Genomic DNA, 25,413 nt, shown 5'->3' on the forward strand with positions numbered 1-25,413 from the left:
CTGTCAGTGGTCATCGCTGTCGTCACCTAACCCTTCGCGGGGTAACCCGCGCATCTGCCGCGCACCGCGGCGCCTTCGATCTGCCTAGAGGCATTCAAGAGTATTCAAGCAGTTGCCCGCCACACTGTGCCGCCAACTCGGCGGTTCAGCGAGGTTCGACGTAGGAGAGGCGAAGCTGGGGCCGCCGCAGGGGCGGGGCGGTTCAGCGAGGTTCGGCGTAGGAGAGGCGAAGCTGGGGCCGCCGCAGGGGCGGGGCGGTTCAGCGAGGTTCGGCGTAGGAGAGGCGAAGCTGGGACCGGCGCATGGGCACGGCGGTTCAGCGAGGTTCGACGGAGGAGAGGCGAAGCTGGGCCCGCCGCGTGAACCGGGCGGTAGCCTGTCCGATCGCCGCTGGTATTGCCCGCGGCACCCGCAGACCTGTAGGAGGCAGGCCTTGGCGAAAGAGACCATCGCCGTGCTGTTTGCGCTCGGCGCCGCGCTGTTCGGCGCGATCAGCGACGTGATACAGCAGCGCAGTGCCCACCGGGTCGGTGACCAGGGGATCGGGGCCGCCGCACTGTTCGCCCGGCTGCTGACCGATCGGCAGTGGTGGGTGGGCTCGGTGTCGGGTCTGGTGGCTGTGAGCCTGCAGGCCGTGGCGCTGGGCCTGGGGTCGGTGCTGCTGGTGGAGTCGTTGCTGGTCACCTCACTGTTGTTCGCGTTGCCGCTGGGTGCCCGCCAATCCGGTCATCGCCTGCGGCGATCGGTCTGGCTGTGGTCGGCGCTGCTGGTGGCCGCCGATTTCGTCATCATCGCCGTCGGTAATCCGACCGCCGGGCAGGAACGAGCCTCCCTGGATGACTGGGTCGGGGTGATCGCGGTATTGGGGCCGACGGTGTTGCTGTGTCTGATCGGGGCGCGAGCCTACGCGGGGCGGGCGGCGGCGGCCGTGATGCTGGCAGCGGTGTCGGCCATCTCGTGGGGCATCTTCGCGGTGCTGACCAAGGGAGTGGTCGACTTGATCGGCCACGGCCCGCGCGCAATGTTCACCGCACCGGAGCTGTACGCATGGGGAGCGGTCGCACTGACCGGCGCGGTGTATCAGCAGTCGTCGTTTCGGGCCGGAGCCCTGACAGCCTCGTTGCCGACGATCACGGTGCTGGAACCCATAGTGGCCGCGACACTGGGCGTGGTCCTGCTCGGCGAGGTCCTCGACCCTGGCCGCGATGCCGCGTTCGCGCTGGTGCTGGCGGTGGCGACGCTGGTCGCCGCGGTCGCAGCGCTGTCGCGGGATCAGGCGGTCACCGCAGGCGAGCCGGCCGTCGTGGTGGCCTGACGGTACTGACTTCGGAGGTGCAGGTACGCGGCCGCCGGTGCCCTCGCTCCCGAGCCGGAAGGTGAACAGCGGGTATCGTTGCCCGATTGAGGAGGGGGCCATGTCGACAGGGAATTTCCTAGCGGCGCTGCTCGCGCTGTGCGCCGCACTGGCGTCCGCGATCGGCGACGTGATCCGGCAGCGGTCGGCCCAGGAGATCACTGACCAGCAGGTTGGCCACCTGGAGCTGTTCTGGTTGTCGCTGCGCGACCCACGGTGGTGGGGCGGCGGTGCAGCGGCGGTGGCGAACTACGCGCTGCAGGCGGTGGCGCTGGCGGTCGGCTCGGTGATGCTGGTGACGGGTTTGCAGGTGACCGCGCTGCTGTTCGCGCTGCCGATGTATGCCTGGCTGACTCATCGCCGGGTGACCAACTGGGAGTGGATGTGGGCCATCCTGCTGGCTGCGGCGCTGGCGGTGGTCGTCGTGGTGGGGGATCCGACCGAAGGCAAACAACACGCGCCGGCGGCCACCTGGATCATCGTGTCAATAGTGCTGTCCGCGGTGCTGGTGGGCTGTGTGCTGGCCGCCCGGATCTACAAGGGCCGGCCGGCGGCGGCGGTGCTCCTGGCGGTGGTGGCCGGTACCTCGCTGGCGGTATTCGCCTTGCTGACGAAGGTCCTGGTCGAGGTGCTCAAAGCCGACGGCATCGACGCAGTGCTGCGGGCGCCCGCCCTGGTGCCCTGGCTGGTGGCGACGTTGGCCGGGATGATCTTCCAGCAGTCGGCGTTTCGCGCCGGTGCGCTGACCGCCTCCATGCCGACGATGATCGTGGCCAAACCGCTGGTGGCCAGCGCGCTGGGCGTACTGCTGCTCAACGAGACCATCCAGGCCGGCGGGACCGAGGACGTCGCGGTGATCATCGGGGTGGTGCTGATCGTGATCGCCACAGCGGCACTGGCGCGCGGCGAGGCCGCCACCATCGTCGCCGATGCCGGCGCCGACCTAGCCGAGCCGGTGGCGGCGCCAACCACCAGCTAGCTTGGTGCCGTGCTGGGACCGATAGCGATCATGCCGTCGGCGCCGGTGCTGGTGCCCGAGCTGGCCGGCACCGCCGCTGAAGCCGCCGAGTTGCGGGCCGCTGCGCTGACCGCTGCCCGAGCGCTACCGGCGCGCTGGGTCGTCCTCGGGGCCGGACCGGACGCGGTGTACGGGCCCGAGAGCGCCGGCACATTCGCCGGATTCGGCGTTGATGTCGCGGTGCGGCTGTCACCGACCGCCCAGCAACCTGCCGATCTGCCGCTGACCGCCCTGGTCGCCGGGTGGGTGCGCGACCAGGTCGCACCCGATGCCGAGGTGCGGGTGCACTGCTGCGCGGACCCGGACGCGGCGCTGGCCACCGGCAGGAGGGTGCGCACCGAGATCGACCAAGCCGGCGAGCTCACCGGCGTGTTGCTGGTTGCCGACGGCGCCAACACCTTGACCCCGACAGCCCCGGGCGGTCACCACCCGGCCGACGTCGAATGCCAGCGCGCCATCGACGATGCGCTGGCCGGCGGCGACGTCACCGCACTGACCGGCTTGCCCCCGCAGGTCGTCGGCCGGGCAGGATTCGCGGCCCTGGCCGGGCTGGCCCGGACGGCACCGCGCGCTGTCACGCAGCTCTACCGTGACGCCCCGTATGGCGTCGGCTACTTCGTGGGGGTCTGGCGACCGTGAGGCCGATAGCGGTCGTCGGGCCGACTGGGACGGGCAAATCACAACTGGCACTGGACCTGGCCGCACAGCTGGGCGGCGAGATCGTGAACGCCGATGCCATGCAGCTCTACCGTGGCATGGACATCGGCACCGCGAAACTGCCACCCGGTGAGCGTGCCGGCATTCCGCATCATCAACTCGACGTGCTCGATGTCGTCCAGACCGCGACGGTGGCGCGCTATCAGCAGGCCGCGGCGGCGGACGTCGAGGCGATCATGGATCGCGGCGCGGTGCCGATCATCGTGGGTGGATCGATGCTTTACCTGCAGGCACTGCTTGACGACTGGTCGTTCCCGGCCACCGATCCGGTGGTGCGGGCCCGCTATGAGCAGCGGCTGGCTGAGGTCGGGGTTGCCGCCCTGCACGCCGAACTGGCCGGCGCCGACCCTGCCGCTGCCGCGGCGATCCTGCCCACGGACGGCAGGCGGATCGTGCGGGCACTGGAAGTGGTGGAACTGACCGGAGCGCCGTTCGCCGCCTCCGCACCGACGATCGGAGCGCCGCGCTGGGATACCGTGATCATCGGATTGGACTGCGACACAGCCATTCTCGACCAGCGACTGGCTGTTCGCACCGAGACCATGTTTGCCCAGGGGCTGGTCGCCGAAGTTCAGGGACTGCTGCAGTCGGGGTTGCGGGACGGGGTCACCGCCGCCAGAGCGCTGGGCTACGCCCAGGTGATCGCCGACCTCGATGCCGGAGGCGACGGTGCTGGCGCCCAGGAACCGACCTTCATCGGCACCCGCCGGTATGTGCGCCGCCAGCGCTCCTGGTTCCGCCGCGACCATCGCACCCATTGGCTCGACGCCGCCGGCGGTGGCCTGCTCGACGCGGCGCTGGCCGCGGTGCGGCACGTATCCTGAGCACATGCTTTTCGCCAAGGGCCACGGCACCCAGAACGACTTCGTGTTGCTGCCGGACCTGGACGCGGCACTGGAGTTGACCCCGGCCGCGGTGGCCGCGCTGTGCGACCGCCGTCGCGGCCTGGGCGCCGACGGTCTGTTGCGGGTGACCACCGCCGGTGCGGCGGCGGGCGCCGGGGTGCTCGACCAGCTGCCCGAGGGAGTCGCGCCCGGCGACTGGTTCATGGACTACCGCAACGCCGACGGCTCGGTGGCTGAGATGTGCGGCAACGGAGTCCGGGTGTTCGCGCACTATCTGCGCGCCGCCGGCCTGGAATCGGCCGACGAGTTCGTCGTCGGTTCCTTGGCCGGCCCGCGACCGGTGGTCGTGCACCACGCCGACGACGTGCACGCCGAGGTGACCGTCGACATGGGCAAGCCGAACCTGCTCGGGAGCTCCGGACCGGCCTTCGAGGCACTGGTGGGGGGGCAGCGCTTCGCGGGCCTGGGCGTCGACGTCGGCAACCCGCACCTGGCCTGCGTGGATCCGAGATTGTCCGTGGCCGATCTGGCCGCCCTTGATGTCGGTGCGCCGGTGGTGTTCGACACCGCCCAGTTCCCCAATGGGGTGAACGTGGAGATCCTGACCGCTCCGCGCCAGGGTGCGGTGGCGATGCGGGTGCATGAGCGCGGTGTCGGCGAGACCCGCTCGTGCGGTACCGGCACGGTGGCCGCCGTGGTGGCGGCCCTGGCGTACAGCGGAGTCTCGACCGGCACGCTGCGGGTCGACATCCCCGGCGGACAAGTCAGCGTCACCGTCACCGAGGCGGGCAGCTATTTGCGCGGGCCGTCGGAGCTGGTGGCCCGGGGCGACATCGCGCCGCGGTGGTGGGCGGCGCAGTGAGCTATCCCGACTCGAGGCCCCAGCCCAGCACCGGTGAGCTGAACCTCGACGACCGCGCGGCACTGCGCCGTGTCGCCGGGCTGTCCACCGAACTCGCCGACATCTCCGAGGTCGAATACCGGCAACTGCGCCTGGAACGGGTGGTGTTGGTCGGTGTGTGGACCGAAGGCACCGCCGCCGAGGCCGACGCCAGCATGGTGGAGCTGGCCGCGCTGGCCGAAACCGCCGGCTCGGAAGTGCTCGAAGGCCTGATCCAGCGTCGCGAACGGCCCGACCCGGCCACCTATATCGGTTCCGGCAAGGCGCAAGAGTTGCGCGAGATGGTGCTGGCCACCGGCGCCGACACCGTCATCTGCGATGGGGAGCTGTCCCCGGCCCAGTTGAATGCGCTGGAAAAGGCGGTCAAGGTCAAGGTGATCGACCGCACCGCGCTGATCCTCGACATCTTCGCCCAGCACGCCACCAGCGCCGAAGGCAAGGCGCAGGTGGCGCTCGCGCAGATGCAGTACATGCTGCCGCGCCTGCGCGGCTGGGGTGAGTCGATGTCACGTCAGGCCGGTGGGCGGGCCGGCGGCGCCGGCGGTGGGGTGGGCACCCGCGGTCCCGGTGAGACCAAGATCGAAACCGACCGGCGGCGTATTCGGGAACGGATGTCCAAGCTGCGGCGCGAGATCAAGGCTATGAAGCAGGTGCGCGACACCCAGCGCAGCCGCCGCCGGCACAGTGACGTCCATTCGGTGGCCATCGTCGGCTACACCAACGCCGGCAAATCCAGCCTGCTCAACGCACTGACCGGTGCCGGAGTGCTCGTTCAGGATGCGCTGTTCGCCACCCTGGAACCGACTACGCGCCGTGGGCAATTCGACGATGACCGTCCTTTTGTGTTGACCGACACAGTCGGGTTCGTTCGGCACCTGCCCACGCAGTTGGTGGAGGCGTTCCGTTCCACCCTGGAAGAAGTCGCCGATGCCGACTTGCTGGTGCATGTGGTCGACGGCTCTGATCCGGCGCCACTGGCGCAGATCGCCGCGGTCCGTGAGGTGATCTCCGACGTCATCGCCGAGCACGATTCCGGACCGACTGGCCAGCGTGCTCCGGAACTGTTGGTGGTCAACAAGATTGACGCCGCCGGAGATCTGGCGTTGGCGCAGCTGCGACGGGCCTTGCCCGACGCGGTGTTCGTCTCGGCGCACACCGGAGACGGCATTGACGCGCTGCGCCAACGGATGGCGCAGTTGGTGGCCCCGGTCGACACCGCAGTGGATGTCGTCATCCCTTACGGTCGTGGCGATTTGGTGGCCAGGGTGCATGAACAAGGCCGGGTGCAGCTGGCAGAGCACGGCGAGGGCGGTACCCGAATCCGTGCGCGGGTTCCCGCGGCACTGGCAGCGAGTCTGCGGGAATTCGCCGCCTTTTAGGTATTGCCGCACCGGTGCTATAGGCTGGTGCTCACGCGTCGTGGAACGCTTACTCACCGCCGTCCGGCCCCTGATGCCGATTTCAGCTGGCGTGTGAAGCTCTTCTCGCGGCGATCGCTATTGCCAACAGGCAATCTCGCCAACTCTGTGTTGCAGACAGATCGGTCCGCCTTGACGGCCGCTGTGGCACAGCCGATGCCGGAAAGGCATGTCATGACCACCAATTCATTCGCCGAACTCGGCGTGCCCGCTGAACTTGTCAGTGTGCTCGCCAATCGCGGTATTGCTGCTCCCTTCCCGATTCAGGTGGCGACCCTGCCGGACAGTCTGGCCGGCCGTGATGTGCTGGGTCGCGGCAAGACCGGCAGCGGCAAGACGCTGGCCTTCTCCCTGCCGCTGGTAGCTCGGCTGGTTGGCGAGAAGCGTCGCCCCGCCCGGCCGACCGGCCTGGTGCTGGCACCCACGCGGGAGCTGGCCACCCAGATCGCCGCGACGCTGGAACCGTTGGCGGCCGCCAGTGGGCTGAAGGTGACCACCATCTTCGGTGGCGTCTCGCAGAACCGCCAGGTGTCCGCGCTCAACGCAGGCGCCGACATCGTGGTGGCCTGCCCCGGCCGGCTCGAAGACCTGATGAAGCAACGGCTGATCACGCTGGACGCGGTACGCATCAGCGTGCTGGACGAAGCCGACCACATGGCCGACCTCGGCTTCCTGCCCGGAGTCACCCGCATTCTGGCCGCGACCTCCGAAACCGGTCAGCGACTACTGTTCTCGGCCACGCTGGACAACGGGGTCGACAAGCTGGTTCGGCGTTTTCTGCGGAACCCGGTGTCGCACTCCGTCGATGAACTCGACGCGCCCCCTCCGGCGATGACCCATCATGTGTTCCACGTGGCCGGGCTGCAGGACAAGAAGGATCTGGTGCAGCTGTTGGCGTCCGGCACCGGGCGGCGAATCCTGTTCTTGCGGACCAAGCATCAGGCCCGGAAACTGGCCCGCCAGCTCACCGAGTCCGGTGTGCCGTCGGTCGACCTGCACGGCAACTTGTCTCAACCGGCCCGCGAGCGCAATCTTGCGGCGTTCGCCGAGGGGGACGTGCGGGTTCTGGTGGCCACCGACATCGCCGCCCGCGGGGTGCACGTCGATGAGGTCGAATTGGTGGTTCACGTGGACCCGCCCGCCGAGCACAAGGCGTACCTGCACCGTTCCGGGCGTACGGCACGCGCCGGCAGCGCCGGCGATGTCGTCACCGTCGTCCTGCCCGAGCAGCGGCGCGAGACTCAGGTGCTGTTGCGCCGCGCGGGCATCAGCGTCGCCCCGCAACAGGTGGCAGCAGATTCCGCCTCGGTGCGCGACTTGGTGGGGGAGGTGGCGCCGTTGCGGGTGCCCGCCCCGGTGGCCCCGAAGGCCGCTCCGCCGGGCCGCGCCAAGAGTGCGCCGGGCCAGACCTCGCCGGGCCAGACCTCACCGGGCGGGTCCGGCCGTCCGCGACGCCGTCGTGGCGGCAGCGGTGCTGCACAGCCGGCATCTCAGGCCGGTGGCCGGCGCCGGCCGCGGGGCGGTGCCGGCCAGCGGCGGCACGATGGGGTGGCGCGCTAGCGCTGACACCCACCACTGCGTCGCCCAACCATCCGGTTGGTCTATTCTCGTCGGAAAGATCAGTCGACCGGAGGTCAGGCAATGAGTGCCGCAGTCAAGTACCAGCGAACCCTGTTCGAGCCCGAACACGAGCTGTTCCGGGAGTCGTTCCGCGCCTTCCTGGATCGGCACGCCGCGCCCAACCAGGAGGAGTGGGAGAAGGCCAAGATCGTCGACCGCTCCGTGTGGCTCGAGGCCGGCAAACAGGGCTTCCTGGGCATGGCGGTGCCCGAGGAGTACGGCGGCGGCGGCAACCCGGACTTCCGCTACAACACGATCATCACCGAGGAAGTCACCGCGGGCCGCTACAGCGGGCTGGGTTTTAGCCTGCACAACGACGTTTGCGCGCCGTACCTGTTGGAACTGTGCAACGAGGAGCAGAAGCAGCGCTGGCTGCCGAAGTTCTGCACCGGTGAGCTGATCACCGCGATCGCCATGACCGAGCCGGGCACCGGTAGTGACCTGCAGGGCATCAAGACCCGCGCGGTCAAGCAGGGTGACCACTACGTGCTCAACGGCTCCAAGACGTTCATCACCAACGGCATTCACTCCGACCTGGTGATCGTCGTCGCCCAGACCGACCCCGACAAGGGTGCGCAGGGCTTCAGCCTGCTGGTCGTGGAGCGGGGGATGGAGGGCTTCGAGCGTGGCCGCCACCTGGACAAGATCGGTCTGGACGCCCAGGACACCGCGGAGCTGTCCTTCACCGACGTGCATGTCCCGGTGGAGAACCTGCTCGGCGAGGAGGGCAAGGGCTTCATCTACCTGATGCAGAACCTGCCGCAGGAGCGCATTTCGATCGCGATCATGGCCGCCGGGGCGATGGAGGCGGTGCTGGAGCAGACCATCCAGTACACCAAGGAGCGCAAGGCCTTCGGCAAGCCGATCGGCAGTTTCCAGAACAGCCGGTTCCTGCTGGCCGAGCTGGCCACCGAGGCCACCGTGGTGCGGATGATGGTCGACGAGTTCGTGCGGCTCCACCTGGACAAGAAGTTGACCGTCGAGCAGGCCGCGATGGCCAAGTGGTATTCCACCGAGAAGCAGGTGCACCTGATCGACCGCTGCCTGCAGCTGCACGGTGGATACGGCTACATGCGCGAATACCCGGTCGCGCGGGCCTATCTGGATGCCCGCGTTCAGACCATTTACGGCGGCACGACCGAGATCATGAAAGAGATCATCGGCCGCAGCCTCGGCGTCTAGCCGAGGCAATCGGGAACGATTTGGCGCCCCAACAGGGGCGCTACCTGCATGTTTGGTAGCGCCCCTCGTTCCGTTCGGGGCAGCGGCTTTTGCATCATTTCAGCATCGGCTGGGTATCTGTTTCCGCAATATCGATGACTTGGCTTCGAAACTCGGGCCGATTGCGGGAAAGTCTATGCCGGAAACATTTGCGTCGATAATGTCGATAATGATGCCTGGGAGGGCTGGTGACTAGTCGGAAAGATCGGTTCGGCAAGACGGCGGTGCGCATGGCGCTCGGCCTGGCGGCGACGGTCACCGTGCTCTTGTCGGTGCAAACCGCTGCGGCGACGCCCGACAGCGATGCCCGCGACGCCATCACGGCGGCGTGGCAGGCGGCCGGCGGGGACGGATCCCCGCTGGGGGCGCCCAACGGCGACGTACACCCGGCCGGTGTCGGATTCGCCCAGGACTTCGCCGGGGGCACCATCTTCTTCACCCCGGAGACCGGCGCGAAGGCGCTGTACGGGGCGATCCTGGACAAATACGAGGCACTGGGCGGTGCGGCCGACAATGGACTCGGCTTCCCCAGCAGCGATGAGGTGCCCGGGCTTGTTCCCGACAGCCGGGTGGCCATCCTTTCCGGGCCCGACAACCCGGTGATCTTCTGGACACCCGAACATGGCGCCCACGTGGTGCGCGGGCCGATCAATGCCGGCTGGGACAAGCTGGGCAGCTCCACCGGTGCGCTCGGCGTCCCGGTCGAGGACGAGAGCTACGACGGAGCTGTCGTCACCCAGAAGTTCAGCGCCGGGACGCTGTCCTTCGACAGCGCGACCAGGACGTTTACCACGGTGCCGCCGGAGCTGGCAGCGCAGCTGGCAGATGTGCAGGCCCAGGTCGACGCGACCGCGGCCATCGATCAGGTCTGGCGCAGCGCCGGCGGACCCGCCGGCGCACTGGGGCCAAAGCAGGGCGATCAGTACGCGATAGGCGAGAACGGCGGGGTGGGTCAGGACTTTGCCCACGGCAAGGTCTATTTCAGTCCGCTCACCGGAGCCAATGCGGTTGAAGGCGACGTGCTGGCCAAGTACGAGTCGCTGGGCGGTCCTGCCGGCAGCGATCTCGGCTTCCCGATCACCGGCACGGCTGACGGAGCGCTGGCGGGCAGCAAGTTCAATTCTTTTGCCGCCGACGACGAGCCGGTGATCTTCTTCAGCCCCGACAACGGCGCCTTCGTGGTACGCGGGGCGATCAAGTCGGCGTGGGACAAGCTCGACGGAGCTTCCGGAAAGCTGGGCGCCCCCGTGGGCGACCAGAGCGTCGAAGGTGACGTGGTGTCGCAGAAGTTCACCGGCGGCTCGATCGCGTGGAACCAGGCGAACAACACCTACAGCACCGAACCGGCCGAGCTCGCGCAATCGTTGTCGGGCTTGCAAATTCCCGGTACGAATCTGCCCGACGGCAGCAAGTCGACATCGACTGGCGCCGCCAAGGAGACGCACTGGAACTGGATGTGGGTGCTGATCCCGGTGGTGGTGCTGGCAGTGCTGGGGGCGCTCGCCGGCGTGGCGATGTGGTGGCAGCGGCGTCGGCCGGCCGCTGTACTGCCGGGCTCGCCGGTGGCAGTGCCGGCCCCGGTCGCCGACGACTACGACGACGATGACGAGCAGTGGGCCCACCACGACCGACGTGATGACCACCGTGATGAGCACCGCGACGACCACCGCGAGCACGAGGGCACCGTCCGGCTGCCGAGTCGCTACGGAGCCTCCGCATCGCCGTATCCCTCCGAGCCTGAACTGCCCGTCTCCTCGATCCCGGATGCGCCGTGGCTGCACTACGGCGAGCACGAGAGCGAGGCGGAGGTCGACGACGATGACGACACCGACACCGCCCCCACGCGGGTGGTGACCGAAGAAGATTTCGGCACCGGTCGGCACGCCGTGGGTCACGGCGGTGCCGGGTCGGACCCACGCGGGTTCGGCGCTGTCCCAGAGCCCCGCAGGTTCGGCGGCGGCGCGGACACCCGCACCTTCGGCGGTGGCGGCGAAGCGCGCACGGTCGGTATCGACGAAACCGTGCATCCGGTGATGCACCTTCCGCTGGACGACCCGTACCAGCAGCCGAACGGCTACCCGATCAAGGCGAACATCGGCTCGGGGCTCTACTACACCCCGCAGAACGCGCTGTATGACGACACCCTGGCCGAGATCTGGTTCGCCACCGAGGATGCGGCCCGGCTTAACGGCTTCACCAGGGCCGGCTGATCATCGCAGCGGCAGCGGTAGGTCGCGTTCGCGCTGCGGCCGAGGCCCGAAGAGGCGCCGCTGCGCCGCGGTGATCGCGATGTCGTTGATGCTGGACTCGCGGCGACTCATTCGGCCGTCGGCGGCGAACTCCCACAGCTCGTTGCCGTAGCTGCGCCACCATTGGCCGTCCGCGTCGCAGCATTCGTACTGATAACGCACCGCGATTCGGTTGCCCTGGTAGCACCAGAGCTCTTTGCGCAGTGCGTAGTCGCGTTCGGCGGCCCATTTGCGCCGCAGGAATGCCTCGATCTCCGCACGCCCGGCGAGAAATTCGTCGCGGTTCCGCCACACCGAGTCCTCGGTGTAGGCCAGCGCCACACGTGCGGGATCCCGGGTGTTCCAGGAGTCCTCGGCGGCCTGCACCTTGAGGCGTGCCGACTCCTCATCGAACGGTGGGCGCGCGAACACGATCAGATCTTGCGGATGACGGTCACGACCTTGCCCAGCACCACCGCGTCGTTGCCGGGAATGGGATCGAAAATGGGGTTGTGCGGCATCAGCCAGACCTGACCGCCGGTGCGTTTGAACGTCTTGACGGTGGCCTCGCCATCGATCATGGCGGCCACGATGTCGCCGTTGTCAGCGACATTCTGCTGGCGCACCACAACCCAGTCGCCGTCGCAGATCGCGGCGTCCACCATCGATTCGCCGACCACCTTGAGCAAGAACAGTTCGCCTTCGCCGACCAACTCGCGGGGGAGCGGGAAGACATCCTCGACGGCCTCCTCGGCCAGGATCGGCCCGCCGGCCGCGATCCGGCCCAGAACCGGGACGAAGGTGGGCTCGGGCAGCGCATCCGAACCGGCGAACTCGGTGCGCTGGGCGGCCTCGGCGGCGCCGGCCACGTCGTCCTGGCCACGGACGTCGACAGCGCGGGGACGGTTGGGGTCCCGGCGCAGGTAGCCCTTGCGCTCGAGCGTGCGCAACTGGTGCGCAACCGAAGAGGTCGAGGTCAGCCCGACGGCGTCGCCGATCTCGCGGATGCTCGGCGGGTAACCCCGTTCGTTCACCGAGGCGCGGATGACATTCAGGATCGTTCGCTGCCGGGCGGTCAGCGCTGAGTCCGGGCCCGCCAGGTTGCTGCTGCTGTCACTCATGGGCGCAAATCTAGTCGCATAACTGCGTTAAATCAAACATGTGTTCGAGGTGTGTCGCGCGGACGTTCGAAACTGCCGGGGGCTTGTCGGACCCTTTCGCTAATGTTTTCGACAACGAATCGATCACATGTTCGGACATCGAACGTACGATCGATTACTATTCGAACAGTCGAGCGAACAGGGTCGCCGGCGCCGAGTGAGGGAGAACCGCACATGATGCTCATCGACACGTTCGCTCCGACGTTCGAGCCGGCCCGCAGCGCCGAGCGGCCCCAGGTGCAACGCGGTCCCCGGACCTCGGGTCGCGCCTACCCGATCCGCACCCAGCCCGCACGGCTGGTTCGGCAGCGGCCGGGCGGTGCGCCGCTGCGCCACCGCGGTTCCGGGGTACTGATGTCACGTGCCCCGCACCGGCCGCAGCCCGTCAAGGCCATCACCCCGGTGACCACCGTCGTGCTGGCTTTGATCGCCGCCGGGATCACCGTGTGGCTCGGGCTGATCGCCCAGTTCGGGGCGGCAGCGGCGGGCACTACCTCCGCGGTGCCCGACCAGCTCGGCGTGGTGCGCGTCCAGAGTGGGGAGAGCCTGGCGCACCTGGCGGCCCGCGTAGCGCCGGACGCGCCGGCCGGAGAGGTCATCGAGCGCATCCGCGAGCTCAACAGCCTGGAGTCGGTGGCACTGGACGCCGGCCAGACGCTGATCGCTCCACTGGGCTGAGGGTGGTCATGTCGGTTCGGTCGCCGATTGCGGCCACTGCGCAGCGCCGGCGGCAGCCCGCGCAGGTACGCTCGCAGTTGTCCCAATGGCCCATGATGCCCCAGCTTTCTGAGGGCGCGGGTTCCCGGCACGGCGAAGGAGCGGCAATGCACTGCCCGTTTTGTCGCCATCCGGACTCCCGGGTGGTGGATTCCCGCGAAGCCGATGAAGGCCAGGCCATTCGGCGTCGTCGGTCCTGTCCGGAATGCGGCCGCCGTTTCTCGACGGTGGAGACCGCAGTGCTGGCCGTGGTCAAACGCAGTGGCGTCACTGAGCCCTTCAGCCGGGAGAAGGTCATGCGCGGGGTGCGCCGGGCCTGCCAGGGCCGCCAGGTAGACGACGACGCGCTGAACCTGCTGGCTCAGCAGGTGGAAGATGCTGTGCGAGCGGCCGGTTCGCCGGAGATTCCCAGTCACGAGGTGGGGTTGGCGATTCTGGGTCCGCTGCGCGAGCTCGATGAAGTGGCCTACCTGCGATTCGCCTCGGTTTACCGGTCCTTTTCATCGGCCGCCGACTTCGAACGAGAGATCGAGGCCCTGCGCGAACATCGCGAGATGCCCACTACCAGTTGAGCCGTGCGGGCGGCCAAGCGCACTACGCTGGCGACATGGCACCCGAGTTGCACCCAAACCTTGTGGAGCTCGCCCCGCTGTTGGGCACCTGGTCAGGCCGTGGATCCGGGGTGTATCCCACGATCACGGCATTCGACTACCTCGAAGAGGTGGTGTTCTCACACGTCGGCAAGCCGTTCCTGATCTACGGCCAGAAGACCAAGTCGCCCGCCGAGGGCCTGCCTATGCATGCCGAGACCGGCTACCTGCGGGTGCCGCAACCCGGTCAGATCGAGTGGGTGCTGGCACACCCCAGCGGTATCACCGAGATCGAGGTAGGCAGCTACACGGTCACCCCCCACGGTGTGGACCTGCAGATGTCCGCGCCGACGATCGGGCTGTCGCCGACGGCCAAAGAAGTGACCGTCCTGAGCCGCCACTATCGCCTCGACGGTGATGACTTGTCCTACACCCTGGATATGGGAGCAGTCGGCCAGCCCGCCCAGAACCACCTCACCGCCACGCTTCGTCGAACCACTGGCCCGACATAGCTGCATCCGGGACGATCAGTCGTCGCCGTCGAGGTTCTTCTTCGCCTCCTGCGCCAGGAAGCGCTCGAACTCGGCGCCGAGCTCGTCGGCGCTGGGCAGCTCCTCGTCGCGGGAAAGCAGCGAGCGATTTTCCTGGGCTGTGATGAAGGCGTCGTACTGGCGTTCCAGGGCCGACACCACTTGGGCCACTTCGGCGCTCGCTTCGACCTGCTGGTCGATCTTGGTCCGGATCTCGGCGGCGGAGTCGCGGAGGTCGCTCAGCGGCAGCTCCAGCGCGCCGGTTTGGGCGGCCTGCTTGAGCAGCGCCTCAGCGGCCTCCGGGTAGTCGGTCTGGGCGACGTAATGCGGCACATGCACGGTAAAGCCGACCACCTCGTGGCCGTGCTGAGCCATCCGGTATTCCAGCAGGTTGGACGCGCTGCCGGGAACCTGAACCTCGGTGATCCATGGGGTGAATTCGCTGATCAGGTCGCGATTGTTGGAATGTGCGGTCAGCGTCACCGGCCGGGTGTGCGGAACGGCCATCGGGATCGTGCCCAAGCCGATGGTCCGACGCACCCCGAGTTGCTCGGCCAACAGCCGCACCGCGGTAATGAACCGCTCCCACTTCAGGTCGGGCTCCATACCCGCCAACAGAAGAAACGGGGTGCCCGCGCTGTCCCGCAACGCGTGCAGGCTCAGCTCCGGTTCGGTGTAGTGGGTGAAGTGGTCGGACTTGAACGTCATCAGCGGCCGCCGCGAGCGGTAGTCGAGCAGGTCGTCGATCGCGAAGGACGCCACCAACTCACTGTCCAGCTTGCTCTTGAGGTGCTTGGCGGCCAGCCGAATCGCGTGGCCGGCGTCGGAGAACCCTTCCAGCGCGTGGATCAGGACCGGCCCCTCGCCATCCGCCGACATCAGCTGCGGAGCCGGCACCTCCAGCTCGTACATGCCGCTCGGCTCGATCTGGTAGTGCCGGTCCCGGTCGGGACCGGTGTCCGGGTGGTCGGCCATCGCCTTCGCCTCCTCTTCGTGCAGATCGCAGTGGATCGCACCGTCTATTTTCCCTCACCGGGGACCGCACGCCGAAAACGGTGCGCGTATGTGGTGCACAACGTACGCGGACGCCGTCGGATTCCACGGTGCCTCGGCGTTCGCTGAGCGAGGAAAATGTTTACCGGGCGCCTCAGCCGCGGAATTGCTGGAGCGCCCGCATCTTGTTCATCACGTCCAATGCGGCGTTCTTGTATGCCTCGGAGAAGGTCGGGTAGTTGAACACCGCATCTACCAGGTATTCCACCGTGCCGCCGCACCCCATGACGGCCTGGCCGATGTGCACCATCTCGGTCGCGTTGGTGCCGAAGATATGCACGCCGAGCAGCTTCAGGTCGCTGGTGGAGACCAGCAGCTTGAGCATTCCGTAGGAGTCACCGGCGATCTGACCGCGGGCCAGCTCGCGATACCGGGCCACCCCTACCTCATAGGGAATCGCGCTGCGGGTCAGTTCCAGTTCGGTGGCACCGACATAGGAGACCTCTGGGATCGAGTAGATCCCGATCGGCTGCAGGTCGGTGATCCCGTCGGTCGGCTCGCCGAATGCGTGGTAGGCCGCCAGTCGGCCCTGCTCCATGGATGTCGCGGCCAGGGCCGGGAAGCCGATCACATCACCGACGGCGTAGATGTGCTCGACGGCGGTCTGGAACATTGCGTCGACGACGATGCGGCCCCGCTCGTCGGTGGCCAGGCCGGCGTTGGCCAACTCCAGGTGGGCAGTGTGGCCTTGGCGACCGGCCGAGTACATCACTGTCTCGGCGGGAATCTGCTTGCCGCTGGCCAACGTGGTGACGGTGCCGCTGGAGCTGACGTCGACGGCGGTCACCTCTTCGCCGAACCGGAAGGTGACGGCCAGGTCGCGCAGGTGAAAACGCAGGGCTTCGACGACCTCCGGGTCGCAGAACTCCAGCATCGAGTCTCGTTTCTCCACCACCGTCACCCGGGTGCCCAGCGCGGCGAACATCGAGGCGTACTCGATCCCGATCACACCGGCGCCGACGACCACCATCGACGCCGGGATGAATCGCAGGTCGAGGATCCCGTCGGAGTCCAGCACCCGTTCCTCGTCGAAGGTCACGCCGGCGGGGCGGACCGGCTTGGTTCCGGTGGCGATCACGATGTAATCGCCTGTGATGGTGGTTTTCTCGGTGCCGCCATGGCCGTCGACGACGATCGTGTGCGGGTCGATGAACCGGCCGTGTCCCAGCAGCAGGTCGATGCGGTTGCGCATCAACTGGTTGCGCACCACCTCGGTTTCCTTGCCGATCACATGCTGGGTGCGTGCCAACAGATCCGCGGGAGTGATCTTGTCCTTGACCCGGTAGCTGGCGCCGTAGAGGTCGCGCTGGTTCATCCCGGTCAGGTACAGCACCGCCTCGCGCAGCGTCTTGGACGGGATGGTGCCGGTGTTCACACAGACGCCGCCGATCATCCGGCCGCGTTCGACCACCGCAACCGACTTGCCGAGCTTGGCCGATGCGATGGCGGCCTTCTGCCCCCCTGGACCTGAACCGATCACGATGATGTCGTACTCGCGCTTGGCATCCATGACACAGACACTTACGCCCATTCGCCCGGTCGTGCACCTCGAACGCGATCTGTTCACAGTTGTCGGTTCATCCCCAACCTGGTGGGCGAGCAGGCGTACGCGCGCCCCCGGTGACGGGGGTGGTCGTCAACGTTGCTGCCATGACAACCAGACAATCGCAATTCACGCTGAATCGGCCCGGCGCCCTTATCGCTGCGCTGCCGGCCATCCTTGGCTTCGTACCGGAGAAGTCCCTGATCCTGGTGGCGCTCGACAAGGGCGAGTTGGGCTCGGTGCTGCGGGTCGACCTGTCCGACACACTCGTCGACAGCGTGGGCCGGCTCGCGGAGGTCGCGGCGGCCGCCGCTCCGGCCGCGGCCATCGCGGTGGTCGTCGATGCTGCGGGGGCGCGCTGCCCGGTCTGCAACGACCAGCACCGCCGGCTGATCGCTGCGCTGAGCGAGGAGTTGTCGGACCACAACATCGTGCTGCTCAGTGCGCACGTGGTGGACCGGGTGGCCCACGGTGGGCGGTGGCACTGTGTGGACGGCTGCGGCGCCGGCGGCCCCGTCGACGACCCGGAGGCGTCGCCGCTTGCGGCCGCCGCGGTGCTGGAGGGCAGGCGACTGTACGCCCGGCGAGCAGACCTGCAGGCGGTCATCACTGCGGATGACGCGGCCCGCTGTGCCGCGGTGGCCGCGGCGATCGAGGACTGTGCGGCGCAGTGGGCGGCGGGGGAGGGAGATGCCCGGGTCCGGGCCCGCCGCGACGTGGAGCAGGTGTTGGCCGCCATCGTCGCGCTGGCGGGCGGCCGGGAGCCCACCGCTGCGGAGCTGGCCCGGCTCGGATGCCCGCTCGTCGATGTGGTGGTCCGGGACATCTTGTGCGCGTTGGCAATCAGCGAGCGCGCAGATGAGGCCGAGCGGCTTTGGTCGATGTTGGCCCGGGCGTTGCCCGAGCCGTGGCGGGCCGAGGCATTGGTGCTGCTGGCGTTCAGCGCCTACGCACGCGGCGACGGCCCGCTGGCCGGCGTGTCACTGGAGGCCGCCTTGCGCGGCAAGCCGGGGCATCGGATGGCGGGCCTACTCGACACCGCTTTGCAGTCCGGGCTGCGGCCGGAGCGCATCCGCGGGCTGGCGGACACCGGCTATCGTCTGGCCCGGCAGATCGGGGTGCCGTTGCCGCAGCGGCAGGGGTTCAGTCAGCAAGCCGGCTGACCCGTGGAGCGCTCAGACCTTCTGGACCTTGACGGCGTGCGCCATCTCGTAGGGCAGGCTGACGTCGGTGTGGCCGGGGATCACGATGGTCACGCCGTCGTCGCCGTCGGCCTGCACGGTCACCCTGGCATTGGGCACCACACCGGCCTCCTTGAGCCGGGTGATCAGGTCGATATCGCCCTGGACGTGCTCGGTGAGCTGACGGACCACCACGGCCACCGGGGAACCGGCCGGCAACTGGGTCAGCCGCACCAGATCGGAATCCCAACCGGCGGAGTCCGCGCCGAAGCCGAGGTCGGGCAGGCCCGGGATGGGGTTGCCGAACGGCGACGTGGTCGGGTTGTCGAGTACCTGAACCAGGCGGCGCTCGACGTCCTCGCTCATCACATGTTCCCAGCGACAGGCCTCGGCATGTACCTCTTCCAGCGGCAGCCCGATGATGTCGACGAGCAGGCGCTCAGCCAGTCGGTGCTTGCGCATCACCGAGACGGCCAGGGTGCGGCCTTTCTCGGTCAGTTCGAGGTGGCGGTCGCCGGCCACTTTGAGCAAGCCGTCGCGCTCCATCCGGGAAACCGTCTGGCTGACGGTCGGCCCGCTTTGCTCCAGTCGCTCGGCTATCCGCGCACGCAGCGGGGTGACACCCTCTTCCTCAAGGTCGTAGATCGTCCTGAGGTACATCTCGGTGGTATCAACCAGGTCATTCATTCCGCACCTTCCGTCGCAGCCGAGTCTACTTCGGCGGCTAAGGAGACGGTTAGCGAGCGACGTTCGGCGCTCCGGCGGCAACGCGCGTCCGGCGGGCCACCGAGGTCGGTGGCCCGCCGGACACGGGGACGGGCGGTGTCAGCTGGCGTACGAGCGCAGGCGGTCGGCCCGCTCACCGTGGCGCAGCTTGGCCATCACCTCGCGCTCGATCTGGCGGACCCGCTCGCGTGACAGACCGAACAGCTTGCCGATCTGGTCCAGCGTGCGGGGCTGTCCGTCGTCGAGGCCGAACCGCAGCCGGATCACCTGATGCTCGCGTTCGTCGAGGGTGGCCAGCACGCTGCGGATATCGGTGTGCAACAGCTCGGAGATCACCGCGTTCTCCGCCGACATCGCCTCGGAGTCCTCGATGAAGTCACCCAGCGGGGCCTCCTCGTCGGAGCCGACCGGCATGTCGAGACTGACCGGGTCGCGGCTGTGCTCGAGCAGGTCGTTGATCTTCTCCGCTGGGATGCCGGACTCGGCGGCCAGTTCCTCGTCAGTGGCCTCGCGGCCCAGCTGCTGATGCATTTCCCGTTTGATCCGAGCCAGCTTGTTGACCTGTTCGACCAAGTGGACCGGCAGCCGGATGGTGCGGCTCTGATCCGCCATCCCGCGGGTGATGGCCTGGCGGATCCACCAGGTCGCATAGGTGGAGAACTTGAAACCCTTTGCGTAGTCGAACTTCTCCATTGCGCGGATCAACCCCAGATTGCCTTCCTGGATCAGGTCCAGCAGTGGCATGCCCCGGCCGGTGTAGCGCTTGGCCAGGGAGACCACCAGGCGCAGGTTGGCCTCCAGCAGGTGCCGGCGGGCGGCTTCGCCGTCTCGTACCACCGCGGCGAGTTCGCGCTTGCGCTTCTCGCCAAAACGCTTGCGGGTGTCGAGCAGGTGCTGGGCGTACAGTCCGGCCTCGATCCGTTTGGCGAGCTCTACCTCGTCAGCGGCATTGAGCAATGCTGTCTTGCCGATCCCGTTGAGGTACACCCGCACTAGATCTGCGGCTGGGCTCTGCGCGTCCAAATCGCCGTCGATCCGACTGGTGGTGGCATCTGCCTTTGCCATTGCGGCCTCCCGTTGATCGGCTTCTGCTGTCACAGGTGTCAACGTCCGACACGCGTGCAGAGTTCCCGGCCGACCGCTTTTCCACACCACTTGACGTGCGGAAATACGGGAATGACTTTGAGAATGTGCTAAGAACCGGTACCGTGCGGCGCTTCGCCTGGGGCGTCGTCTCCCGATTCCGGGTGCTTCGGCCGCTCCAGGGCAGGGCGGGTGCCGGTGGGAAACAGCGGCGTGCGGGTCGGGGCTGCGTCGTAGCGGCGGGGCTCGTCGGCACTGCGAGGAGGCCGGTCGTTGGCGATCAACACGGCCATCCACGGCAGCGGGATCGACGCCACCAATATCAGCAGGGAGATCAGGCCGTTGTGCCACATTCCGTAGGCGATCGCGGCCAGGATCAGGGCAGGCACCCGGAACGCCATCAAGGTCAGGTACTTGCGTACCCGTTCGCGGTGCTGCTGCTCAAAGGACGGCGCGGCCGCGGTGATCAGAACCGGTCTGCCGTCGTCGTCGAAACCCAGCTCGGGGCCGTGCTTCATTACTCCACTGTCCCACACGAGCGATTCGGTGGCACGAGGGGTTTTGGATCAACTCCAGTTCTGGGCACAATGGGGATATGGGCATACAGACCGACACCCTTGAGCGCACCGATTCCGAGGAACGCGTTGATGACGGGACCGACGGCGACACCCCGAAGTACTTCCACTACGTCAAGAAGGACAAGATCGCCGAAAGCGCGGTCATGGGCACGCACGTTGTGGCGCTGTGCGGTGAGGTATTCCCGGTGACCAAGTCGGCCAAGCCGGGTTCCCCGGTCTGCCCGGACTGCAAGAAGATCTACGCGACGCTCAAGCAGGCTTGACCGGATCGGTGTCATCGCGGTCTGGACCGGTCTGGCCGGCTCGTGACACCACCCAGGTACGCAGCTGGTGCAGGTGAGTGGCCTGCGCCGGCCACTCCTCTTGCACCGCTGCGTTCAGCTCTGCGCCCAGCATGATGGCGAAGCCGAGCAGGAACGCGAACAACAAGAAGGCGATCGGCGTCGCCAGCGCCCCATAGGTGTAGCCGGTGCTGGTGATGTAGCGGAGGTAGATCCGCAGCCCCATCGTCGCCACCACGAACACCGTGGTGGCCAGCAGCGCGCCGAACACCAGCCGATGTGAGGGCAGCGGCTTGGGCAGCGACACCCGATAGAGCACCGTCACCGCCAGCAGCAATCCCAGCACCAGTGCCGGGTAGTAGCCGAACCGCAGCACGTCGGTCCACTGGGCCGGCAGGTGCTCGGCGATCGCGTGCGGTCCCAGTGCGGCCAACGGCGCGGTGGCCACGGCGATCACCAGCATCGCCACGTAGAGACCCAACGCGAAGAAGCGTTGTCGCACCGGGTGTCGCAGCGGCGTCTGATCGTGTGCCTCGACCACTGAGTCGACGAACGCCGAGATCGCCGACGAGCCGGCCCACAACGAGATCACGAATCCCAGCGAGACCACCTCGCCGCGGGCATTGGCCACAATGTCCCGCACGGTCGGCTCGATGATCTCCACCACGACGTTCTTCGAGAAGAAGCTGCTGGCCATACCGATCAACCGGTCCTGGATGGTGGCCAGCGTGTCCGGTCCGAACAGCGGCGCGATGTAGGACAGACTGCCCAGCATTCCCAGCAACAACGGTGGCAGTGACAACACCGACCAGAACCCCGCCTGCGCCGATTCGGCGAAGATCGAATCGTCCCAGCTCTTGACCAGAGTGCGGCGTGCAATACGGAGCAGGTGATGACGGGAAGGTTTGGGGATCTGGTCACTCATGACCAGCCCAGCATTCCTGACGGGTGCTGCTATTGCACAATCGCGCAGCCGGGCGTGTTGCGTGCCGGCTCCGGTTACGCGTCAGTCGCTGCGCTGACCTGAATCACGGCGGCCAGCTCGACCAGCTTGGCTTCGTGCTCGTTGGCGTGGTGCTGGCAGAAAAGAAGTTCGGCACCGGAGGGCAGCGTGGCTCGTACCCGTGCGGCGGCACCGCACCGGTCGCATCGATCAGCCCGAGTGAGCTCAGGACTGGTCAGAGTCGCGTTCATGGGCTCCTCCGTTTCTCGCGGTTGTTCTCAAGTGTGTCAGACGCTTGAGCGTTCGGCGTTGTTCCCCGGTTCGGCTGTGTCGTGTCTCACCCCAGCGCCGGTGCGGCAGGATCGGTGCCATGACACGATCCGTGATCCCGCCCGATGTGCTGGTACACCTGTGCAGCGCCGGGGACTGGGCGCAGGCGCAGGCTTCCGGAACAGTGCGCCCGGAGTCGTTGGACAGCGTGGGTTTCGTGCACATGTCCACCCCGCAACAGGTGCACCTGCCCGCGAACCGGCTGTATCGAGGCTGTGCGGATCTGGTGTTGCTGCAGGTGGATCCGGCTAAAGTCGGCGCACCGGTGCGCTGGGAGCCAGGCGTACCGAGCGATCCGGAGTCCATGCTGTTCCCGCACCTGTACGGGCCGTTGCCCGTCGAGGCGGTGATCGGTGTCAGTGATTACCGGCCCGGCCCGGACGGTGTGTTCGCTCCGGCCGGTTGAGGTGGAACGGGGTCGTCGGCTTGGCTGCCGACACTCGGGTGAGTTCGCTACGGGCGAACGTGGTCTGCGCCTTGGTGATCAAAATCGCGGGCACTCGCGGCCAGGCGGCGGCGACCGCGTTGATCGCATCGAGCACGGCGGGATTGAGATCGGCCTCGGGTGGCACCCGATGGCCGTGGGTGGCGGCACGCTTCAACAACGCGGCAAAAGTCGCCTGCGCTGCGTCCTCGGTCGGCATGCTGGGCGATCCTACGCCGCAACGTAGGCATCGGCGTCCTAGACCGCTCGGGCCTCGACGATCGCCAGCGGGCTGGCGGTGGCCACCACCCGTCGCAGCTCGAATCCCGCCTGGGACAGCAGTTCGGCGTATTCCCGCCGGGTGCGCTCCTGTCCGCCGGCGGCAACCAGCATCTCCAGGTCGAGCACCATCCCCAGGTGGGCTGGCGCGCGCTCGGGCAGCACCATCTCGAACAGCAGCACCTTGCCGCCCGGCGCGATGGCGGCCCGGACATTGCGCAGAATCGCCAACGACTGCTCGTCGTTCCAATCGTGGATAACGGTCTTGAGCAGGTAGGTGTCGCCACCGGCGGGGACCGACTCGAAGAACGACCCGCCGCTCAGATCGCAGCGTGACGCCACGTCGGCCACCGTCGCACCGGCGCCGGCCACCACCTGCGGCAGGTCGAACAGCACGCCGCGGGCATTCGGCGCCTGACGCAGCACCGCAGCCAGCAGCGCGCCGTGACCGCCGCCCACATCCACGATCAGCTTGCTTTTGCTGAAATCGTAGGCGGGAACCGCACTTTCGATCGCCATAGCGGACGCGCCGGTCATGGCGTCATTGAAGACCTGCGCCAGTTCGGGGTCGGTGTCGGTGTAGTCGAAGAACGACATTCCGCGCACCTTGGTGACGGCGGTTTCACCCGTCCGTACGGAGTGCTCCAGGTTCGACCAGTGCTCCCGGTGCGCCGGGTGGCCGACGAACGCCAGCATCGGCGCCACGCCGGCCGGGTTGTCAGAGACCAGCGCTCGCCCGGTACGGGTCAGGGCGAACCGGCCGTCGCGGCGCAGCTTCAGCACCGAGTGGCTGGCCAGTGCGCGCATCAGGCGGTAGGTGGCGCGCGGATCGGTGCCTACGCGGCGGGCGACCTCGTCCGCGCTCAGCGGACCAGCACTGAGCGCGTCGGCGATACCGAGTCGCACCGCGGCGGCAAGCGCCTGGGTCAGCCATCCGCCGAAGCCCAGCTCCATGATCGCCACCGACGCCGGGACGGTGGCCTGGCGTAGGCGCTGCAGGCCACCACGAAATGCGTTGACGGCACTGAGCACTGCCGCCGGGGGTGTCTTGGCCATATCGCCGCGCGCTAGTCGAGGTAGTCGCGCAAGACCTGGGACCGGCTGGGATGCCGGAGTTTTGACATCGTCTTCGACTCGATCTGGCGAATGCGCTCACGGGTGACCCCGTAGACCTGGCCGATCTCGTCGAGGGTCCGCGGCTGGCCATCGGTGAGGCCGAACCGTAGCCGCACCACGCCGGCCTCACGCTCGGAGAGCGTCTCGAGCACCGACTGCAGCTGGTCCTGGAGCAAGGTGAACGACACGGCGTCGACCGCGACGACAGCCTCGGAGTCCTCGATGAAGTCACCGAGCTGCGAGTCGCCCTCGTCGCCGATGGTCTGGTCCAGCGAGATGGGCTCGCGGGCGTACTGCTGGATCTCCAGCACCTTCTCCGGGGTGATGTCCATCTCCCTGGCCAGTTCCTCGGGGGTGGGCTCGCGGCCCAGGTCCTGCAGCAGCTCGCGCTGGATGCGGCCGAGCTTGTTGATCACCTCGACCATGTGCACCGGGATACGGATGGTGCGTGCTTGGTCGGCCATGGCACGGGTGATGGCCTGGCGGATCCACCAGGTGGCGTAGGTGGAGAACTTGTAGCCCTTGGTGTAGTCGAACTTCTCGACCGCGCGGATCAGACCGAGGTTGCCCTCCTGGATCAGGTCCAGGAACGCCATCCCGCGGCCGGTGTAACGCTTGGCCAGCGAGACCACCAGTCGCAGGTTGGCCTCGAGCAGGTGGTTCTTGGCCCGGTCGCCGTCGCGACAGATCCACGCCATGTCACGCCGGTAGGCGACCGCGAGCTTCTCGCCCTTCTCGGTGTGCTCGGCCATCTTCTGGGTCGCGAACAGGCCGGCCTCGATGCGCTTGGCCAGCTCGACTTCCTCCTCGGCGTTGAGCAGCGCGACCTTGCCGATCTGCTTGAGGTAGGCGCGCACCGAGTCGGCCGAGGCGGTGAGCTCGGCATCCTTGCGGGCCTGCCGCAGCGCTTCGGATTCCTCTTCGTCCCAGACAAAGTCGCCGGAAGCCTTGTCCTTCTCGCTGGGCTCGGCGATCTCGTCGTCGTCGCCCTCCTCGCCGTCCTCGGCCGAGTCCGCCGACGCGCCTGACGTGGCGCCGTCGCCCTCGGCAGCCGAGTCGGTGTCGTCGTCATCGAGTTCGTCCAGGCTCAGGTCGGCGTCGTCGATGTCGTCAACGCCGGGCTCGCCGTCCAGCTCTACGTCGGTGTCGAGATCTTCGGGTGCCGCGCCGGCGTCGGCGTTCTTCGCGCTGGCCTTGGTGGCCTTGGCGGCCTTCTTCGCCGGGCCCCGGGTCGACCGGGTCGCGGGCTTGGCGGCGCCGTCAGCGGCGGCGCCACGCGTCGTCGACTTGGCGGCCTTCTTGGCGGGCGCCGCTGCCTTGGTGGCCTTGGCCGCGGTCCGCTTGGCGGGCGCCGCGGCGGCAGCTTTGGCGGGAGCCTTGGCAGGCGACTTCACGGCGGCTTTGGCGGGTGCCTTGGTGGCACTGCCCTTCTTGGGCTCCTCAGTCGCCGGCTGTGCCTTGCTCGCTGCCACGTCCACCCCTTCGGTCGGACTGACTTTCGGGTCGCAGCGTCGTGCGCAACCGAAAGTGTCGGGTATGTCGAATGTCGGCTCTATT

General features: G+C 67.8%; 27 protein-coding genes. 15 read left to right on the plus strand and 12 right to left on the minus strand.

Going from position 1 to position 25,413, the window contains the following annotated elements; translation table 11 throughout:
- Window positions 1-433 precede the first annotated feature (433 nt).
- The 9 genes from EJK91_RS09490 to EJK91_RS09530 all read left to right on the plus strand — a co-directional run bounded on the left by EJK91_RS09490 (window position 434) and on the right by EJK91_RS09530 (window position 11,304).
- The gene (locus tag EJK91_RS09490; protein WP_125078805.1) at window positions 434-1,315 is read left to right on the plus strand and encodes a DMT family transporter; all 882 of its coding nucleotides are present in this window, start codon (window positions 434-436) and stop codon (window positions 1,313-1,315) included.
- Window positions 1,316-1,415: 100 nt separating this feature from the next.
- Window positions 1,416-2,333 (plus strand): DMT family transporter, encoded by a 918-nt coding sequence (locus tag EJK91_RS09495; RefSeq protein WP_125078806.1) that lies wholly within the window; start codon window positions 1,416-1,418, stop codon window positions 2,331-2,333.
- Window positions 2,334-2,342: 9 nt separating this feature from the next.
- Window positions 2,343-3,011, plus strand: coding sequence for a hypothetical protein (locus EJK91_RS09500; protein WP_125078807.1), 669 nt, complete (start codon window positions 2,343-2,345; stop codon window positions 3,009-3,011).
- Window positions 3,008-3,913, plus strand: coding sequence for a tRNA (adenosine(37)-N6)-dimethylallyltransferase MiaA (miaA, locus tag EJK91_RS09505; protein ID WP_125078808.1), 906 nt, complete (start codon window positions 3,008-3,010; stop codon window positions 3,911-3,913). The genes EJK91_RS09500 and miaA overlap by 4 nt, the downstream gene beginning before the upstream one ends.
- A 4-nt stretch (window positions 3,914-3,917) precedes the next feature.
- Window positions 3,918-4,796 (plus strand): diaminopimelate epimerase, encoded by an 879-nt coding sequence (dapF, locus tag EJK91_RS09510; protein ID WP_125078809.1) that lies wholly within the window; start codon window positions 3,918-3,920, stop codon window positions 4,794-4,796.
- Window positions 4,793-6,214 (plus strand): GTPase HflX, encoded by a 1,422-nt coding sequence (hflX, locus tag EJK91_RS09515; RefSeq protein WP_125078810.1) that lies wholly within the window; start codon window positions 4,793-4,795, stop codon window positions 6,212-6,214. The genes dapF and hflX overlap by 4 nt, the downstream gene beginning before the upstream one ends.
- A gap of 213 nt (window positions 6,215-6,427) precedes the next feature.
- Entirely contained in the window at window positions 6,428-7,813 is a 1,386-nt protein-coding gene (locus EJK91_RS09520) for a DEAD/DEAH box helicase (RefSeq protein WP_024443837.1), read from the plus strand.
- Between the two features lie 81 nt (window positions 7,814-7,894).
- Window positions 7,895-9,055 carry an acyl-CoA dehydrogenase family protein gene (locus EJK91_RS09525; protein WP_024443836.1) on the plus strand — a complete coding sequence of 387 codons (1,161 nt, stop codon included), beginning with the start codon at window positions 7,895-7,897 and terminating at the stop codon, window positions 9,053-9,055.
- Between the two features lie 227 nt (window positions 9,056-9,282).
- Window positions 9,283-11,304 (plus strand): LGFP repeat-containing protein, encoded by a 2,022-nt coding sequence (locus EJK91_RS09530; protein WP_239651249.1) that lies wholly within the window; start codon window positions 9,283-9,285, stop codon window positions 11,302-11,304.
- On the opposite strand, the gene EJK91_RS09535 is transcribed toward EJK91_RS09530, so the two are convergent.
- Both EJK91_RS09535 and lexA read right to left on the minus strand, forming a co-directional pair.
- Window positions 11,305-11,754, minus strand: coding sequence for a nuclear transport factor 2 family protein (locus EJK91_RS09535; RefSeq protein WP_024443834.1), 450 nt, complete (start codon window positions 11,752-11,754; stop codon window positions 11,305-11,307).
- Window positions 11,755-11,756: 2 nt separating this feature from the next.
- A complete protein-coding gene (gene lexA, locus EJK91_RS09540) occupies window positions 11,757-12,443 on the minus strand; it encodes a transcriptional repressor LexA (protein ID WP_024443833.1) in 687 nt (228 codons plus the stop codon).
- Window positions 12,444-12,656: 213 nt separating this feature from the next.
- On the opposite strand from lexA, the gene EJK91_RS09545 reads away from it, so the two are divergent.
- The 3 genes from EJK91_RS09545 (at window position 12,657) to EJK91_RS09555 (ending at window position 14,301) form a co-directional block, all read left to right on the plus strand.
- Window positions 12,657-13,160 (plus strand): LysM peptidoglycan-binding domain-containing protein, encoded by a 504-nt coding sequence (locus EJK91_RS09545; protein ID WP_125078812.1) that lies wholly within the window; start codon window positions 12,657-12,659, stop codon window positions 13,158-13,160.
- A gap of 146 nt (window positions 13,161-13,306) precedes the next feature.
- On the plus strand, window positions 13,307-13,771 hold the full coding sequence (gene nrdR / locus EJK91_RS09550) for a transcriptional regulator NrdR (protein ID WP_024443831.1): 465 nt from the start codon (window positions 13,307-13,309) through the stop codon (window positions 13,769-13,771).
- A gap of 35 nt (window positions 13,772-13,806) precedes the next feature.
- Entirely contained in the window at window positions 13,807-14,301 is a 495-nt protein-coding gene (locus tag EJK91_RS09555) for a peroxynitrite isomerase (protein ID WP_125078813.1), read from the plus strand.
- 15 nt (window positions 14,302-14,316) lie between these two features.
- On the opposite strand, the gene EJK91_RS09560 is transcribed toward EJK91_RS09555, so the two are convergent.
- Window positions 14,317-15,294 carry a proteasome assembly chaperone family protein gene (locus tag EJK91_RS09560; protein ID WP_024443829.1) on the minus strand — a complete coding sequence of 326 codons (978 nt, stop codon included), beginning with the start codon at window positions 15,292-15,294 and terminating at the stop codon, window positions 14,317-14,319.
- A 172-nt stretch (window positions 15,295-15,466) separates the two neighbouring features.
- Window positions 15,467-16,882 carry a Si-specific NAD(P)(+) transhydrogenase gene (gene sthA / locus EJK91_RS09565; protein WP_125078814.1) on the minus strand — a complete coding sequence of 472 codons (1,416 nt, stop codon included), beginning with the start codon at window positions 16,880-16,882 and terminating at the stop codon, window positions 15,467-15,469.
- A 140-nt stretch (window positions 16,883-17,022) separates the two neighbouring features.
- Here sthA and EJK91_RS09570 point away from each other — a divergent pair, with 140 nt between their 5' ends.
- Complete coding sequence (locus EJK91_RS09570; RefSeq protein WP_125078815.1) at window positions 17,023-18,078, plus strand: DUF4192 domain-containing protein; 1,056 nt, start codon at window positions 17,023-17,025, stop codon at window positions 18,076-18,078.
- Between the two features lie 12 nt (window positions 18,079-18,090).
- Here EJK91_RS09570 and EJK91_RS09575 read toward each other — a convergent pair whose 3' ends face one another.
- The 3 genes from EJK91_RS09575 to EJK91_RS09585 all read right to left on the minus strand — a co-directional run bounded on the left by EJK91_RS09575 (window position 18,091) and on the right by EJK91_RS09585 (window position 20,441).
- Entirely contained in the window at window positions 18,091-18,783 is a 693-nt protein-coding gene (locus EJK91_RS09575; RefSeq protein WP_024443826.1) for a metal-dependent transcriptional regulator, read from the minus strand.
- 138 nt (window positions 18,784-18,921) lie between these two features.
- Window positions 18,922-19,887 carry a sigma-70 family RNA polymerase sigma factor gene (locus EJK91_RS09580; protein WP_036458705.1) on the minus strand — a complete coding sequence of 322 codons (966 nt, stop codon included), beginning with the start codon at window positions 19,885-19,887 and terminating at the stop codon, window positions 18,922-18,924.
- Window positions 19,888-20,015: 128 nt separating this feature from the next.
- Entirely contained in the window at window positions 20,016-20,441 is a 426-nt protein-coding gene (locus EJK91_RS09585) for a DUF3099 domain-containing protein (protein WP_024443824.1), read from the minus strand.
- Window positions 20,442-20,506: 65 nt separating this feature from the next.
- Between EJK91_RS09585 and EJK91_RS09590 the strand changes: the two genes are divergently transcribed.
- Window positions 20,507-20,746: a DUF3039 domain-containing protein gene (locus EJK91_RS09590; RefSeq protein WP_036458716.1), complete on the plus strand. Its 240-nt coding sequence runs from the start codon at window positions 20,507-20,509 to the stop codon at window positions 20,744-20,746.
- On the opposite strand, the gene EJK91_RS09595 is transcribed toward EJK91_RS09590, so the two are convergent.
- Together EJK91_RS09595 and EJK91_RS09600 are read right to left on the minus strand one after the other, a co-directional pair.
- Entirely contained in the window at window positions 20,733-21,689 is a 957-nt protein-coding gene (locus EJK91_RS09595) for a YihY/virulence factor BrkB family protein (RefSeq protein WP_024443822.1), read from the minus strand. The two genes, EJK91_RS09590 and EJK91_RS09595, sit on opposite strands and share 14 nt — an antisense overlap.
- 74 nt (window positions 21,690-21,763) lie before the next feature.
- Entirely contained in the window at window positions 21,764-21,958 is a 195-nt protein-coding gene (locus tag EJK91_RS09600; protein WP_046300287.1) for a DUF7455 domain-containing protein, read from the minus strand.
- Between the two features lie 119 nt (window positions 21,959-22,077).
- On the opposite strand from EJK91_RS09600, the gene EJK91_RS09605 reads away from it, so the two are divergent.
- Window positions 22,078-22,443: a DUF952 domain-containing protein gene (locus EJK91_RS09605; protein WP_081654639.1), complete on the plus strand. Its 366-nt coding sequence runs from the start codon at window positions 22,078-22,080 to the stop codon at window positions 22,441-22,443.
- Here EJK91_RS09605 and EJK91_RS09610 read toward each other — a convergent pair.
- From EJK91_RS09610 to EJK91_RS09620, 3 genes are read right to left on the minus strand one after another with little or no spacing between them, the layout of a single operon-like run.
- Window positions 22,394-22,681, minus strand: coding sequence for a hypothetical protein (locus EJK91_RS09610; RefSeq protein ID WP_024443819.1), 288 nt, complete (start codon window positions 22,679-22,681; stop codon window positions 22,394-22,396). The two genes, EJK91_RS09605 and EJK91_RS09610, sit on opposite strands and share 50 nt — an antisense overlap.
- A 38-nt stretch (window positions 22,682-22,719) precedes the next feature.
- The gene (locus EJK91_RS09615; protein WP_046300288.1) at window positions 22,720-23,796 is read right to left on the minus strand and encodes a methyltransferase; all 1,077 of its coding nucleotides are present in this window, start codon (window positions 23,794-23,796) and stop codon (window positions 22,720-22,722) included.
- Window positions 23,797-23,807: 11 nt separating this feature from the next.
- Complete coding sequence (locus EJK91_RS09620; protein WP_046300318.1) at window positions 23,808-25,328, minus strand: RNA polymerase sigma factor; 1,521 nt, start codon at window positions 25,326-25,328, stop codon at window positions 23,808-23,810.
- Between the last annotated feature and the right edge of the window lie 85 nt (window positions 25,329-25,413).

Origin of the sequence: Mycobacterium sp. P7213 (genome assembly GCF_900604305.1) — a bacterium.
In the GTDB taxonomy this organism is placed as follows: domain Bacteria; phylum Actinomycetota; class Actinomycetes; order Mycobacteriales; family Mycobacteriaceae; genus Mycobacterium.